General features: G+C 68.3%; 13 protein-coding genes. 6 read left to right on the top strand and 7 right to left on the bottom strand.

Annotation, left to right across the window (positions count from 1 at the left end):
• Positions 1–26: 26 nt before the first annotated feature.
• A complete protein-coding gene (locus ACIHA7_RS16875) occupies positions 27–1412 on the bottom strand; it encodes a class II 3-deoxy-7-phosphoheptulonate synthase (protein ID WP_397290236.1) in 1386 nt (461 codons plus the stop codon).
• Positions 1413–1586: 174 nt separating this feature from the next.
• On the opposite strand from ACIHA7_RS16875, the gene ACIHA7_RS16870 reads away from it, so the two are divergent.
• Positions 1587–2108 (top strand): polyadenylate-specific 3'-exoribonuclease AS, encoded by a 522-nt coding sequence (locus tag ACIHA7_RS16870; RefSeq protein WP_397290809.1) that lies wholly within the window; start codon positions 1587–1589, stop codon positions 2106–2108.
• 55 nt (positions 2109–2163) lie between these two features.
• On the opposite strand, the gene ACIHA7_RS16865 is transcribed toward ACIHA7_RS16870, so the two are convergent.
• The 4 genes from ACIHA7_RS16865 to ACIHA7_RS16850 are packed head-to-tail and all read right to left on the bottom strand — an operon-like array spanning position 2164 to position 6601.
• Positions 2164–3777, bottom strand: a complete 1614-nt coding sequence (locus tag ACIHA7_RS16865) for a cytochrome bc complex cytochrome b subunit (RefSeq protein ID WP_397290234.1) — start codon at positions 3775–3777, stop codon at positions 2164–2166.
• Positions 3774–5012 (bottom strand): ubiquinol-cytochrome c reductase iron-sulfur subunit, encoded by a 1239-nt coding sequence (locus ACIHA7_RS16860; RefSeq protein WP_397290807.1) that lies wholly within the window; start codon positions 5010–5012, stop codon positions 3774–3776. The genes ACIHA7_RS16865 and ACIHA7_RS16860 overlap by 4 nt, the downstream gene beginning before the upstream one ends.
• Before the next feature lie 55 nt (positions 5013–5067).
• Positions 5068–5931: a c-type cytochrome gene (locus tag ACIHA7_RS16855; protein ID WP_397290232.1), complete on the bottom strand. Its 864-nt coding sequence runs from the start codon at positions 5929–5931 to the stop codon at positions 5068–5070.
• 58 nt (positions 5932–5989) lie between these two features.
• On the bottom strand, positions 5990–6601 hold the full coding sequence (locus tag ACIHA7_RS16850; protein ID WP_397290231.1) for a heme-copper oxidase subunit III: 612 nt from the start codon (positions 6599–6601) through the stop codon (positions 5990–5992).
• Positions 6602–6841: 240 nt separating this feature from the next.
• Here ACIHA7_RS16850 and ACIHA7_RS16845 point away from each other — a divergent pair, with 240 nt between their 5' ends.
• From ACIHA7_RS16845 to ACIHA7_RS16835, 3 genes are all read left to right on the top strand, one after another.
• Positions 6842–7270: a hypothetical protein gene (locus tag ACIHA7_RS16845; protein ID WP_397290229.1), complete on the top strand. Its 429-nt coding sequence runs from the start codon at positions 6842–6844 to the stop codon at positions 7268–7270.
• 82 nt (positions 7271–7352) lie between these two features.
• Positions 7353–8414, top strand: coding sequence for an anthranilate phosphoribosyltransferase (trpD, locus tag ACIHA7_RS16840; RefSeq protein ID WP_135235845.1), 1062 nt, complete (start codon positions 7353–7355; stop codon positions 8412–8414).
• Between the two features lie 179 nt (positions 8415–8593).
• Entirely contained in the window at positions 8594–8878 is a 285-nt protein-coding gene (locus tag ACIHA7_RS16835; protein ID WP_397290227.1) for a hypothetical protein, read from the top strand.
• A 19-nt stretch (positions 8879–8897) separates the two neighbouring features.
• Here the strand turns inward: ACIHA7_RS16835 and ACIHA7_RS16830 are convergent, their stop codons facing one another.
• Both ACIHA7_RS16830 and ACIHA7_RS16825 read right to left on the bottom strand, forming a co-directional pair.
• Entirely contained in the window at positions 8898–9173 is a 276-nt protein-coding gene (locus ACIHA7_RS16830; RefSeq protein WP_107655123.1) for an Lrp/AsnC family transcriptional regulator, read from the bottom strand.
• Positions 9174–9177: 4 nt separating this feature from the next.
• Positions 9178–11385: a DEDD exonuclease domain-containing protein gene (locus tag ACIHA7_RS16825; RefSeq protein ID WP_397290224.1), complete on the bottom strand. Its 2208-nt coding sequence runs from the start codon at positions 11383–11385 to the stop codon at positions 9178–9180.
• A 619-nt stretch (positions 11386–12004) separates the two neighbouring features.
• On the opposite strand from ACIHA7_RS16825, the gene ACIHA7_RS16820 reads away from it, so the two are divergent.
• Together ACIHA7_RS16820 and ACIHA7_RS16815 are read left to right on the top strand one after the other, a co-directional pair.
• Entirely contained in the window at positions 12005–12577 is a 573-nt protein-coding gene (locus tag ACIHA7_RS16820; protein ID WP_397290222.1) for a C40 family peptidase, read from the top strand.
• Positions 12578–12840: 263 nt separating this feature from the next.
• Entirely contained in the window at positions 12841–13869 is a 1029-nt protein-coding gene (locus ACIHA7_RS16815; RefSeq protein WP_397290220.1) for an NlpC/P60 family protein, read from the top strand.
• Positions 13870–13944 lie beyond the last annotated feature (75 nt).

Genomic DNA, 13944 nt, shown 5'->3' with positions numbered 1-13944 from the left:
GACAACCGCGAGTCAAAACTCCTTGCTCAGCGCAGCATTTCGGCGACGAGGAAGGCCAGTTCCAGGGACTGCTGGGTGTTCAGGCGGGGGTCGCAGGCGGTTTCGTAGCGGCCGGACAGGTCCAGGTCGGAGATGTCCTGCGCGCCGCCGAGGCACTCGGTGACGTCCTCACCGGTGAGCTCGATGTGCAGCCCACCGGGGTGGGTGCCGAGCGCGTGGTGCACCTCGAAGAAGCCCTGCACCTCGTCGACGATGCGGTCGAAGTGGCGGGTCTTGAAGCCGGTGGACGCCTCGTGGGTGTTGCCGTGCATGGGGTCGCACTGCCAGATCACCTGGTGGCCGGTGGCCTGCACCTTCTCGATGATGGGCGGCAGCACGTCGCGGACCTTGCCGTTGCCCATGCGCGAGACGATGGTGAGCCGGCCTGGCTCGTTGTTCGGGTCCAGCCGCTCGACGTACTCCACCGCCATCTCGGGGGTGGTCGACGGGCCGATCTTCAGGCCGATCGGGTTGGCGATCAGTTCGGCGAGCGCGATGTGCGCGCCGTCGAGCTGCCTGGTCCGCTCGCCGATCCACAGGAAGTGTGCGGACAGGTCGTAGAGCACCGGTTCGCCCGCGGCGTTCTCGCTCAGCCGCAGCATGGCGCGCTCGTAGTCGAGGACCAGCGCCTCGTGGCTGGCGTAGATGCGGGCCTGCTTCAGGCTCGGGTCGTTCACCCGGCAGGCGGTCATGAACGCGAGACCGCGATCGATCTCCTCGGCCAGCGCCTCGTACCTGGCCCCGGCGGGCGACTTGGCGACGAAGTCACGGTTCCAGTCGTGCACCTTGTGCAGGTCGGCCATGCCCGCGCCGGTCAGCGCGCGCACCAGGTTCATCGCGGCGCTGGCGTTGGCGTAGGCGCGCACCAGCCGGGACGGGTCGTGCTCGCGCAGCGCGGCATCGGCGACCAGCGCATTGACCATGTCACCGCGGTAGGACTTGAGGCCGAGCGAATCGGTGTCGGAGGAACGCGGTTTCGCGTATTGGCCGGCGATGCGGGCCACCTTCACCACCGGCAGGCTGGCGCCGTAGGTGAGCACCACCGCCATCTGCAGCAGGGTGCGGATGTTGCCGCGGATGTGCGGCTCGGTGTTGTCGGCGAACGTCTCGGCGCAGTCGCCGCCTTGCATCAGGAACGCCTCGCCGCGGGCCACCTCGGCCAGCTGCTCGCGCAGCTCCTCGACCTCGGCGGGCACGCAGATCGGCGGCACGCTCTCCAGCACGGTGCGCATCTGCGCCGCCTGCCCCGGATCCCACGACGGCTGCTGCAGCGCGGGGCGGCCGAGCGCCTCGTCCAGCCGCCTACGTAACTCGGTGGGCAGCGGCGGCAGTTCCGGCAGGCGATCGATCGGTACGTCGACGGTCCAGTTCACCCGTTCAGAATACGGACCACTCGGACGCCGCCGGTACCCACCATAGGGGTGGTTGCGCCCACCACCCCGGCGATCGAGCCGCGGATCCGAGCCCGGCTGCCGATCCGGCCCCTATTCCACATAGGGTGATTGTTCGGAAGTACGCCCGACCGATCCGGCGCCCGGACCGAATTGCTGAGGAGTAGACCGATCTCGCTTCGATATTTTTACGACTGCGAATTCATCGAGGACGGGGTCGTCATCGACCTGGTCTCCATCGGTGTGGTGTGCGAGGACGGGCGCGAATACTACGCGGTGTCCACCGAATTCGACCCCGAACGGGCCGGGCCGTGGGTGCGCAGGCACGTGCTGCCGCAGCTGCCTTCGCCGTCCTCGCCGCTGTGGCGCAGCAGGAAGCAGATCCGCGACGACCTGTACAAGTTCCTGGTGCCACGGTCCTCGGTGGTGCCCGAGCTGTGGGCCTGGGTCGGCGCGTACGACCACGTGGCGCTGTGCCAACTCTGGGGTTCCATGGTCGACCTCCCCACCGTTTTCCCCCGCTACACCAACGAACTGCGCCAGCACTGGGAGGCACACGGCCGCCCCGAACTACCCCCCGTGCCACCGGACGCCCACGACGCGCTCGCCGACGCCCGCCACAACCTGGCCAAGTTCGAGGCCATCGAAGCGTCCCGCCGCAGCACACCCCGGTTGTAGACCCAAAGCAAAGGCCCCGAGTCGACAGCGACTCGGGGCCTTTGTTGTTCAGCGGTCAGTGGCTGTGCTTGCCACCGAGTTCCTTCTCCTGACGCGCCTGCAGCACCTTGAGCTGCTTGTGCTCTTCGGCGTGCTCGGTCTCGAAGTGCTGCTCGCTTTCCTGCCACGGGTCCGGCCGCAGGAAGCTGCCGGTGCCGGGCTTGCCCGCGGAGCCGAGCTTGTTCATCTTCTTCGGGACCGTCGCGCCCTGGTACTCCAGCGGGATCGGGTGGCCGTGGTCGTCGACCGGGCCGAGCGGCTGGTGCACCTCGATGTACTCACCGTGCGGCAGTCGCTTGACCACACCGGTCTCGATGCCGTGTTCGAGCACCTGGCGATCGGCGCGCTGCAGGCCGATGCAGAACCGGTACGCCACGAAGTAGGCCACCGGCGGCACGACCAGGATGCCGATACGGCCCATCCAGGTGGTCGCGTTCAGCGAGATGTCGAACTTCAGCGCCACGATGTCGTTGACGCACGACAGGGTGAGCACGACGTAGAAGCCGATCGACATGGCGCCGATCGCGGTGCGCACCGGCACGTCGCGCGGACGCTGCAGCAGGTTGTGCCCGGCGGTGTCGCCGGTCAGCCGCTTCTCGATCCACGGGTACATGATCAGCACCGTGAACACCAGGCCCATGATCAGCGCGACCCAGAACACCGCGGGCACCGTGTAGCGACCCAGGTACAGCTCCCACGGCGGCATGAGCCGGGCCAGGCCGTCGGTCCACATCATGTAGAAGTCCGGCTGCGAACCCGCCGAGACCTGAGACGGGTTGTACGGGCCCAGGTTCCAGATCGGGTTGATCTGGAACAGACCGCCCATGATGCCGACGATGCCGAGGGTGAACGCGAAGAACGCGCCCTGGTCGGCGGCGAACACCGGGATGATGCGGGCGCCGACCACGTTGTTCTCGGTGCGGCCGGGTCCGGGGAACTGGGTGTGCTTCTGGTACCAGACCAGCGCCACGTGCGCGGCGATCAACGCGAGGATGATGCCGGGCAGCAGCAGCACGTGCGCGATGTAGAGGCGCGGGATGATGATCGTGCCGGGGAAGTCACCGCCGAAGATCAGCCAGTGCATCCAGGTGCCCGCGATCGGGATACTCATCGTGATACCGCCGAACGCGGCCCGCAGGCCGGTGCCGGACAGCAGGTCGTCCGGCAGCGAGTAACCGAAGAAGCCCTCGAACATGGCCAGGATCAGCAGCAGCGAGCCGATCACCCAGTTCGCCTCACGCGGCTTGCGGAACGCGCCGGTGAAGAAGATGCGGAACAGGTGCACGATGATCGACGCCGCGAACAGCAGCGCCGCCCAGTGGTGCACCTGGCGGACGAACAGACCACCACGCACCTCGAAGGTGATGTCGAGCGAGGTCGCGTAGGCCCGCGACATGGTGACACCGCGCAACGGCTGGTAGGCGCCGTTGTAGACGACCTCGCTCATCGACGGATCGAAGAACAGCGTCAGGTAGACACCCGACAGCAGCAGGATGATGAACGCGTACAGCGCGATCTCACCGAGCAGGAACGACCAGTGGGTCGGAAAGACCTTGTTGATCGACCGCTTCACGAACGCGGCGGCTTGATACCGCTCGTCCATCTCGTTGGCTTGGGTTGCGATACTCATGAACGACGCTCCCAGTAGGCCGGGCCGAGCGGCTCGATGAAGTCGCCGTTGGCGACCAGGTAGCCCTCGGAGTTGACGGTGATCGGCAGCTGCGGCAGTGCGCGAGCGGCGGGACCGAAGACCGGCTTACCCCATTCGGTCGCCAGGAACTGCGACTGATGGCAGGGGCAGAGGATCTTGTTGGTCTGCGACTCGAACAGCGACGTGGGGCAACCGAGGTGGGTGCAGATCTTCGAGTAGGCGAAGTAGTCGCCGTAGTTGAAGCTCTCCTGGCCCTTACGCTTGATCGCCTTCTGCGCGTCTTCGGTGCGCAGGCGGATCAGCATGACCGAGTTGCGGATACCGCGCAGGGACTGCAGCGTGGCGTGCTCGTCGCCGCGCCACTTCTCCTTCCACGGGAACACCGTCTCCATGCCGCCCGCGTCCATGTCCTCGGGACGGACCAGCACGATGTCCTCCGGGCGACCGGTGTCGCGGCGGATGTAGATGGTCTCGCCCGGGAAGTCCGGCGTCCAACCCGAGACCCACAGCGGCGACTTGTCGCCCTTGGCCCACGGGTTCTTCACCATGCCGCCGACGAACACCAGCAGCGCGCCGATGCCGAGCACACCGACACCGGCACCCGCGGTGCGGGTGATCATCTTGCGGCGGGCCAGCGTGGAGGTCTCCAGCGCGTCCTGCAGCTCGGCGACCAGCGTGCGGCGCTCGACCTCGGGCGACGGACCGTCGTGACGATCCTGGATGGACAGCTCGGCCGGGATGAACAGCTTGCGGATCAGCACGACCGCGACACCGATGACCAGCACCGAGACACCGAAGGTGACGCCGACCAGCGGGGTGAACAGCGAGTAGGCCGTGTGCCCCTCGTCGTCGGAGGGCTTGAACTGCCAGGGCCAGAACAGGTACACGCCCACCAGCGCCGCCGCGGCGATACCGGAGACGGCGAACCAGAACGCGACCGCGCGCTCGGCGCGCTTCTCGGCGCGGGTGCCCGGAACCGGGAACCGCTCGCGCCGGTAGGCGACGTCGACGCCGTCGCGCTCGGTGCCGAGCTTGACCAGCTCGTCGCGCGTCATCGCGTCGAGCTCGGCCTCGGTGTAGTCCTTCTTCAGCGCGTGGCTGTCGGACTCCGCCACGGCGTGGCCGTCGGAGCCGGCGACCACCTCGTGGGAACCGTGGCCCGTGGATACGTTCGACGGCTCGCCGCCGTCGTGGCCCTCATCCGGCCGACCCATGTCGTTTGGCTCCTTCTTATCCGTCATGACTGCGTCCTTTGCGGGCTCGACGTGCTCACGACCGCGAACCGATCCAAATCGCGGCACCGACGACCGTCGTGATACCGATCACCCACATGACCAGACCTTCGGTCGCGGGTCCGAAGCCGCCGAGGTCCCAGCCGCCGGGGGCGTTCTCCTCTTTGGCGTTCATGACGTAGGCGATGATGTCGCGCTTCTCCTCCGGCGACAGCTGCCGGTCGGAGAACTTCGGCATGTTCTGCGGGCCGGTGAGCATGGCGTCGTAGACCTGCTGCTCGTTCGCGGGCTCCAGCGGAGGCGCGAACTTACCGGAGGACAGCGCGCCGCCGCGACCGGTGAAGTTGTGGCAGGAGGCGCAGTTCATCCGGAACAGCTCCGAACCGCGGGCGATGTCGGGGCCGCGCAGCGACTCCTGGGCGATCTCGCCGTTCGCGTCGCGCACCACGCTCGGGCCGCCACCGTTGGCCGCCACGTACGCCATCAGCGCGTCGGTCTGGTGCTCGTCGAACTTCGGCGGCTTGCGCATCGCCTGGGCCTCGTTGCGGGCCATCGGCATGCGGCCGGAGGACACCTGGAAGTAGACGGCGGCCTCACCGACACCGATGAGGCTGGGGCCGCGGTCCTGAACACCCTGCAGGTTCGCGCCGTGGCAGGTGATGCAGGAGGTGTCGTAGAGCTGCTGGCCCTCGCGGATCAGCGCCGAGGAGTCCTGGTTCGCGGTCGCGCGCTGCGGGTCCGGCGTCAGAGCCGCTGCCAGGAAGCCTGCTCCGACGAGGCCCACCAACAGCGCGAGCCCGCCCGCGATGCGACGGCGAACGCGGCGCTGCCTGCGTGTCTTGCTGGCCTCGCCGTTCCCGTTGCTTGCGGGCTCTGGCGCTGACGGGGGAGATGAACTCATCTGTGTCCCTTTGGAGTAGACGGAACCGACGTGTGCAAAAGACTGAGGTACGCCCGACTCAGCGGACGAAGTAGATCGTGGCGAACAACCCGATCCAGACGATGTCGACGAAGTGCCAGTAGTACGAGACGACGATCGCGGCGGTCGCCTGCGCGGGGGTGAACTTACTGACCTTGGTGCGGATCAGCAGGAACACGAACGCGATCAGACCGCCGATGACGTGCAAACCGTGGAAACCGGTGGTGATGTAGAACACCGAGCCGTAGGCGCTGCTCGAGACCGAGGTGCCCTCGTGAACCAGGTTCATGTACTCGTAGCCCTGACCGAGGACGAAGAAGGTGCCCATGATCAGGGTGACCACGTACCAGCGGCGCAGGCCGAACACGTCACCCCGCTCCGCGGCGAACACGCCCATCTGGCAGGTGAACGACGACGCGACCAGCACGGTAGTGACCGGCACGGCGAGCTTGAGATTCAACTCGGTCGGTTCCGGCGGCCAGACACCATGCGCCTGGGCGCGCGCGACGAAATACATCGCGAAGAGGCCGGCGAAGAACATCAACTCGCTGGACAGCCAGATGATGGTACCGACGCTGACCATGTTGGGCCGATTCAGCGAGTGCACACGCTGGGTAATGGCCGATCCGGGGGTCCCTACTGCGGTCGTCACGGGGGTAAGTATGACTCGTCGTAGTACGACACAAGTACCCGGGTGCGAAACTTGTGCCCCCGTGTCGGAAAACCCACGGACAGACAGCCTCTCGACCAGGGCTCGGCGTGTTGAGGCAGGCCCGCTCGCGGTGCGGCGGCGGCGGTCGGGACGCGTTTACCGGTCGGGGTCCGCGTGCCGGCCGGTAGCCGGAGCACAGCATGACAGGTGTGGGTAAGTAAAAGCTGAGATGGAGGCGGTATGGCAGCGCGTGGATGGCGTCGATGGTTCGGGCGCGGCGGTCCGGCCCCGCTGGATCCGAGCCGGGCGGATCTGGTGGTGGTCGCGGCGAGTTTCGATGACGCCGAGGCCTGTTCGGCGGCCTTGGCGCGGGCGAGTGCGCTGATACCGGATGCGGAAGCGGTGCTGCGCCACCATCTGCGGATACCGCCCGCGCAGGTCGACGCGGTGTGCGCGATCGCGGCGCAAGACGGGTACGCACCGGCGCCGCGGGTCGGCGGGCCGGGGACCGATGCGCTGGAGACGGTGATTCTGCAGCGGGTGCAGGTGCTCGACGCGTTGCACTGTTCGCAGGAGCGGTCGCGGATGGCGGGGCTGGCGCAGCGGCACGACGGGACCGCCGACGGGTGGGACGCGCTGCAACCGCGGGCTGCGAGCGAACAACTTTAAGGACAGGCTTCGCCCCGACAGCGCACAGTAAGCTGCTTCGCGACAAACTGGTGTGAAACCAGTGTGACGGGAGAAGCAAGACATGAACGTGCGCAGCTGGGCCCAGGTGCTCGGAACCCTCGCCGACGGTGGCGACCTGGCCGCGGACGACACGGCTTGGGCGATGGACGAGATCATGTCGGACAACGCCACCTCCGCCCAGATCGCGGCGTTCGGGGTCGCGATGAAGATCAAGGGCCCGACACCGGCCGAACTGACCGGCCTGGCCACCGGCATGCTCGACCACGCCAGGCTGGTGCGGATCGACGGCGACGCGGTGGACATCGTCGGCACCGGCGGTGACCGATCCGGTTCGGTGAACATCTCCACCATGTCCTCGATCGTGGTGGCCGCGGCCGGGGTGCCGGTGGTCAAGCACGGCAACCGGGCCGCCTCGTCCAAGAGCGGCGGCGCCGACGTGCTGGAGGCGCTCGGCGTGCGACTGGCGCTGGGGCCGGAGGCGGTGGCGCGCTGTGTGCGCGAGGTCGGCATCGGCTTCTGTTTCGCACCGGTGTTCCATCCCGCGCTGCGTTTCGCGGGTGCGGCGCGCAAGGAGATCGGGATTCCCACCGTCTTCAATGTGCTCGGGCCGCTGACGAATCCGGCGCAGCCGCGGGCTGGGCTGGTCGGGTGCGCGTTCGCCGATCTGCTTCCGGTGATCGCGGGGGTTTTCGCCGGACGCGGCGCGAGTGCGCTGGTGGTGCGGGGCAACGACGGGCTCGACGAGATCACCACCTCCGACACCACCGCGGTGTGGGTGGTGTCCGGCGGGCAGATGCGGGAAGCCACCATCGATCCGACGCGCCTCGGCATCGCCCGCGTCGGGCTCGAGGCGTTGCGCGGCGGCGACTCCGCGGTCAACGCCGGTGTTGCGCGCAGTGTGTTCGCCGGAACCGCCGGTGCGGTGCGGGACGCGGTGCTGGTGAACTCGGCGGCGGCCATCGTGGCCTACGACCTGTCCCAGGGGACCGTCGATTACACGGCCGACGTGCACGACGCACTGGCGGGGGGTATCGAGCGGGCGGCCGAGGCCATCGACTCCGGTAAGGCGGCTGCGCTGCTCGACAATTGGGCGAAGTTGACCGTCACGCTCGGCAATCGCTGACCGCGCGTCGACTGCGGTCGCTTCCTGGTCCACCACCTTTCGGACCGGTCGCCGGCACGCCTACCAACTGATAGCCACAAGGCATAAGATCTGGTTGGGGCGTTAGCTGGAGCAGCATGCCCCAAGGCCGACTCGACGCGAGCCCGCGCCGACCGGCCTCGACTGACGAGGAGCGCAGCATGAAACACAGCGTGCGTGTCGCACTCGGGGTGCTTTCGGTGGTGGCCGTGTGTGTCGCCGCACCGACCGCAGGTGCGGTGGAGGGTGAGTTGCTCGTCGACGGCACCGACTACGGCGGGCAGTCCGGCTGCATCGATCTCGGCCCCAACGCGTCACGAAAATTCGTCAACAACAGCGACCGCGTGGTGACCATATATATGAACGCCCAATGCATGGGCGCCGCCTCCGGGATCCTCGGCGCCCGCCAAAGCGGCACCTACACCGGTAAGTCGATGATCCGCTGATCCCGGCGGCGGCGTCGGTTCACTCCCCCAGCGAGAAGCCGGCTTCCACGTCGGCGCTGGAGTAGGACTTGAACGCGATGTGAGTGATGGTCCTGGCGACACCGTCGACCTTGTCGATCCGGCCCGTCACCACGTCGGCGATCTGTTCGTGGTCGCGCACCCGCACGATCGCGATCAGATCCACATCGCCTGCGCAGGAGTACACCTCGGCGACACCTTCGGTGTCCGCCACGGCCTGCGCGGTCTCGGGAATGCGGCCGTTGTCGGCGTCAATGAGCACGATCGCGGTAATCATGCGCTCAGCCTAAGCGGTCCGCGTACTCCTGCTCAGCGGGTTGGGTCCGCGCCGCCGCATCCGCCACCTCCGCCCACCCCAGCCACCGTCCCGCGCCGAACCTGGGCTCCCGATAGCCCTCAGTCGTGCGCACGATCCGCACCCCCGCCCGCGACAGCCACCGCGCAACAAGCGCCGCCTCCTCCGGCGAGGCACCCCGCAACGGCGGCACATTCACCGGCACCCAATCCCCTACCGGCTCTTCGACCCCCACCGCCGCGCCATCGCCCCCGAGATCGGAGCCTGCCGCACTACCGCCCTGCGAAACAGCACCCGCGGTGCCGCCATCCACCGCGCCGACGCCCGCCGTCCGACTCCCCCGCGAACCGGTGCCCGCAGAATCGCAGACCACTACGCTGCCACCGCCAGGATCGGAATCTGCCGCATCCTTGTCCGCCGCACCGACGACCCCCGGTCCAGCACCTGCGGCAGTGCCGCCCACCGCGCCGCCACCTCCGCAGCCGGCCGCATTCCCGTCCGCCACACCGACCGCCCCCAGTCCAGCGCCTGCGGCAGTGCCGCCCACCGCGCCGCCACCTCCGGAGCCGACCGCCTTCCCGTCCACCGCACGATCGCTGGACAAGGAACCAACCTCGGCCGGGAGGTCGGCGGCGATCTGCTGCTGAACCCCTCCTTCCGGGATCACGGTTTCGGCTGCGGCGACGATCTGCTCCACGACGACCATCGGCGGCACGCCCCGTGGCGCGGTCCCCGCCCCCGCCAAACGGCCGTAGCGGATGACCGCGAACTCCCATCCGCCCGCGCCGTCCGGGTGGGCGGCGATCAGTTCCGCGATGCGGGCGACGGCGGCGAGGCGCTGGGTGCGGTGCAGGGCGCGGATAACGGCGACGACGCGGTCACGCAGGCGAGCGGCGGCCTCGAAATGCTCGGCGCGGGAATAGGTTTCGATGCGATCGAGCATCGATTGGAGCGGGGCGTCGGAGTAGCCCGCGAACAGCGCGCGAACGAGGGCGGGGGTAGGTGCGTATTCCGCTGTATTAATAGGAGTCCCAGCGACGGCCGCCGGACAGCCGCCGACGACCGCGGGCGGGCAGGCGTGCACGCCACTTCTGGGCAGGCGGGTGGCGCAGGTGCGCAGGCCGGTGTACTCGGCGATGATCAGCGCCAGTTCGGCCGCGTCGGCACGAGAGTTGAACGGCCCCAGCGCATCCCGGTTCGGCGTGCGCACTACCGAGAATCGCGGGAACGGCTCGTCGGTGAGCGTGATCCACCAGGCTCGCTTGGGAAACTTGGAGCGGCGGTTGTAGGGCGGCGTGTGCGCGACGAGCAGTCGCAGCTCGCGCACACCGGCTTCCAGCGCATGCGCGCACACCACGTGGTCGACCCTGGTGGCCAGGGCGACCATCTCTTTCATCCGGCCGCGCGTCTCCGAACCGGTGAAGTAGTTGCGCACGCGGCGGCGCAGATTCACCGCGGTACCGATATAGAGGACTTCGTCGGTCGGGCCGCGGAACAGGTACACGCCGGGACTCGCGGGCAGGTCGGCGGCGAGGAAGCGTTTCGCGCGCTGTCGCGGGGTGACGTCGGGCAGGTAGTCGACCAACTCGGTGAGACTGTGCACGCCTTGGTTGCCGACCCGGGCGATCAGCGCGTGCAGCACGTCGACGGTCGCTCGCGCGTCGTCCAGCGCCCGGTGCGTCGGCTGGGTGCTCGCGCCGAGCAGCCGTGCCAGCGCGCTCAACCGGACCGACGGCGCCTCGTCCCGGCCGAGCACCCGCCGGGCCAGCTTCACGGTGCACAACACCGTCGCGGTGGGCCAGGAGGTGTCGCAGGCGGCCGCGGCGGCGCGCAGGAACGCCATGTCGAACCGCGCGTTGTGCGCGACGAGCACCGCGCCGGAGGCGAATTCGAGGAAGCCGGGCAGCACCGATGCGATGGTGGGCGCCGCGTACACCATGGCGGTGGTGATCCCGGTGACCTGCACGATCGCCGGCGGCACCGCCCGTCCCGGGTTGACCAGGGTGGCGAACTCGCCGAGCACCTCGCCGCCGCGCACCTTGACCGCGCCGATCTCGGTGATCGCGTCGGCGCCAGGACTGGTCCCCGTGGTCTCCAGGTCGACGACGACGAAGGTGGTGTCGAACAGTGGCGTGTCGAGGTCGTCGAAGACCAACTGCTGAGCGGCGGCTTTGCGTGGCGCGGGGTCGGACACGGGCTGGAGCGTAGGCGGAGGGTCCGACAAGGACGCGGCTCGCGCGGGGAAGCTCCGGCGCATCCGGAAACCGCAGGAAATGTCCGAATCACACCGTGCGTATTTACGGTGAGATACCCAGGAAATGATCTAGAACGCCGAAAAGTGACGCAGCTCACATTGTTGTATAAATCGTATCAATCGCTCCGGCGTGTCGGACGCCTCGGGCGGGGCGCTTCCCGCTCGCTGTGACCGATCACAGCGGGTTGGCCGACCGGACAGTCTTCGACCCGCACGTGTCGCCGAGATGAACGGAGCGACCTGGGAAAATGTCCAATCGGTTCCCGCCGGACCACCGATCGGCCATGGCATCGCTGACCGAGATTGCGACCGAGACGCTCGTCCATAAAAGCGCTTCGTTATCTTTTCGTGATTGCTGGGACATATCTCACACCGATTAAGCGTGAATTCACACGCGCCCACGCATTTCGCCGGAGCCGGGCTTTACAAACCCCCGTGATGTGTTCGTAACCTTTTCGAGACCTCACGGAGTCCGACGCACCAACACGGTGCGAACGACACGAAGTCCGCGGCACCAGTCAGGGTGCGGCGTCGTGGGGCAGATTGGGAGTACCGCATCATGACGACCAAATCCGTCAAGCGTTCGGCGCAGCGTGCCGTCGCCGCCGGGGCCGTCGGCGCTGCCACCATCGGCGCGTTCCTGCTTCCGGCCGCCCCCGCATCGGCGCAGCCGGTGACCATCCCCGGCATCGGCACCTTCGAGGTGCCGAACGAGATCCAGATCCCGCAGGGCATCCCCGGCGTCGAGCTGCCCGGCCAGGCGCCGCTGCCGTTCGTCGCCCCGAAGCGCACGGTCGGCGAGGAAGCCCTCGACGCCGCCATGAGCAAGCTCGGCGCCCCGTACGTGTACGGCGCCGCGGGCCCGAACGCCTTCGACTGCTCCGGCCTGGTGAAGTGGTCCTACGAGCAGGCAGGCGTCGAGCTGCCGCGCACCAGCGGCGCCCAGCTGTCCGCCGGTAGCCCCGTGTCGATCGACGACCTGCAGCCGGGCGACCTGGTGTCGTTCTACGGCGGCGGCCACTCCGGCCTGTACGCCGGCGACGGCAACGTGGTGCACGCGGCCACCTCCGGCACGCCCGTGCAGGTGGCACCCATCTCCTCGATGCCGGTCACCGGAGCCCGTCGCTTCTGACGAACCGCTGGTCGGGCCGTACGTCGCGGCCCGACCACCGGACGGCCGCTGTGATCATTTCGTTCTCTACTGGACACAGACGCAGGCCGTTCCGTAACCTAATCGAGACCTTCTCGAATTACCCGAGGCACGCAGTTCGCAAACCTCGTTTCGCGAGGAATGCGCTCGTCGGTCGGATCGTCGGTTCCAGAGAGATCGTTTCACCAGAGAGCGGGGCACGGCAGGCTGTGGCAGCACACCGGAGACATGGCACACGACGTCTGGTGGGCGGCGTCCTCGCGGCCGGAGTGTTGGCCACCACCGCCCTCTACGGTGGCGGTCCGGCCGGCGCCGATCCGGTCGCGCTGCCGAGCACAGCCAGCGAGGCCGTGCAGCGGATGATCGACCTCTCGCGCCAGTCCGAGCAGCTCAACGAGCAGGCCCTCGTCGCGCAGACCGATCTCGACGCCAAGCTCGCGATCCAGCAGGACGCCGACACCAAGCTGGCCGCCAGCACCGAGCTGGTGAACCGGGCCCGCGACGAGGTGCGCAAGTACCAGCCGATCATCGACCGGACCGCGATCGCCGCCTACCAGGGCGCCCGCACCAACCGGCTGTTCGCCGTGCTGGTCAGCGATTCCCCGCAGCAACTGCTCGACCAGATGTCCACCCTGGACGTGCTCGCCGCGCAGACCTCCGCACAGCTGGACCAGTACAAGGTCGCCACCGACGCCGCCGACGCGGCCGAGACCGTCGCGCGCCGCGCCGCCGACGAAGCCCACGCGGCCGCCCAGAAGGCCGATTCGGTGCGCGCCGACCTGGAACGCAAACGCAGCGACCTCGGCGGTGCCATCGCGCAGGTGGTGCAGGCGTGGGGCTCGCTGTCCACCAGGGACAAGTCCGCGCTGGCCGGTTCGCCCTTCCCGCCCGGCTTCGACCGCGACACCCTGCTGCAAGGTCTGGTCCCCGGCAGCGGCACCAGTGCCCTGGCCGCGGGCCTCACCCGAGTGGGCGACCCGTACGTCTGGGGCGCCACCGGCCCGAACCAGTTCGACTGCTCCGGGCTCGTGCAGTGGGCGTTCAAGCAGGTCGGCAAGAACGTGCCGCGGACCAGTTCGGCGCAGGCGTCCTACGGCACGCCCGTCGCCAAGGACGATCTGCAGCCCGGCGATGTCGTGTTCTTCTACCCCGACATCTCCCACGTCGGTATCTACGCGGGCAACGGGCTCATGTTGCACGCCTCCACCTTCGGTGTCCCGGTCGCCGTCGCGCCCATCAACACCACGCCGTACAACTCCGCTCGGCGATACTGAACACCTATGCATGGACATGACCTGTCCAACCCTGTCCCCGCCGGGGTGATCTCGGCCGCGGGCTCACGTCACGAG

The sequence above is a fragment of the Nocardia sp. NPDC052316 genome, from assembly GCF_044547795.1.
GTDB lineage: Bacteria > Actinomycetota > Actinomycetes > Mycobacteriales > Mycobacteriaceae > Nocardia.
The sequence above is the reverse complement of the archived record's forward strand: the minus strand, read 5'-3'. Positions and strand labels throughout refer to the sequence as shown.

Excerpts from the sequence above, each read along its gene's own strand:
- ACIHA7_RS16865 (WP_397290234.1), bottom strand. The coding sequence starts at position 3,777 with ATGAGTATCGCAACCCAAGCCAACGAGATGGACGAGCGGTATCAAGCC.
- ACIHA7_RS16860 (WP_397290807.1), bottom strand. The coding sequence starts at position 5,012 with ATGGGTCGGCCGGATGAGGGCCACGACGGCGGCGAGCCGTCGAACGTA.
- ACIHA7_RS16855 (WP_397290232.1), bottom strand. The coding sequence starts at position 5,931 with ATGAGTTCATCTCCCCCGTCAGCGCCAGAGCCCGCAAGCAACGGGAAC.
- ACIHA7_RS16845 (WP_397290229.1), top strand. The coding sequence starts at position 6,842 with ATGGCAGCGCGTGGATGGCGTCGATGGTTCGGGCGCGGCGGTCCGGCC.
- trpD (WP_135235845.1), top strand. The coding sequence starts at position 7,353 with ATGAACGTGCGCAGCTGGGCCCAGGTGCTCGGAACCCTCGCCGACGGT.
- ACIHA7_RS16835 (WP_397290227.1), top strand. The coding sequence starts at position 8,594 with ATGAAACACAGCGTGCGTGTCGCACTCGGGGTGCTTTCGGTGGTGGCC.
- ACIHA7_RS16830 (WP_107655123.1), bottom strand. The coding sequence starts at position 9,173 with ATGATTACCGCGATCGTGCTCATTGACGCCGACAACGGCCGCATTCCC.
- ACIHA7_RS16820 (WP_397290222.1), top strand. The coding sequence starts at position 12,005 with ATGACGACCAAATCCGTCAAGCGTTCGGCGCAGCGTGCCGTCGCCGCC.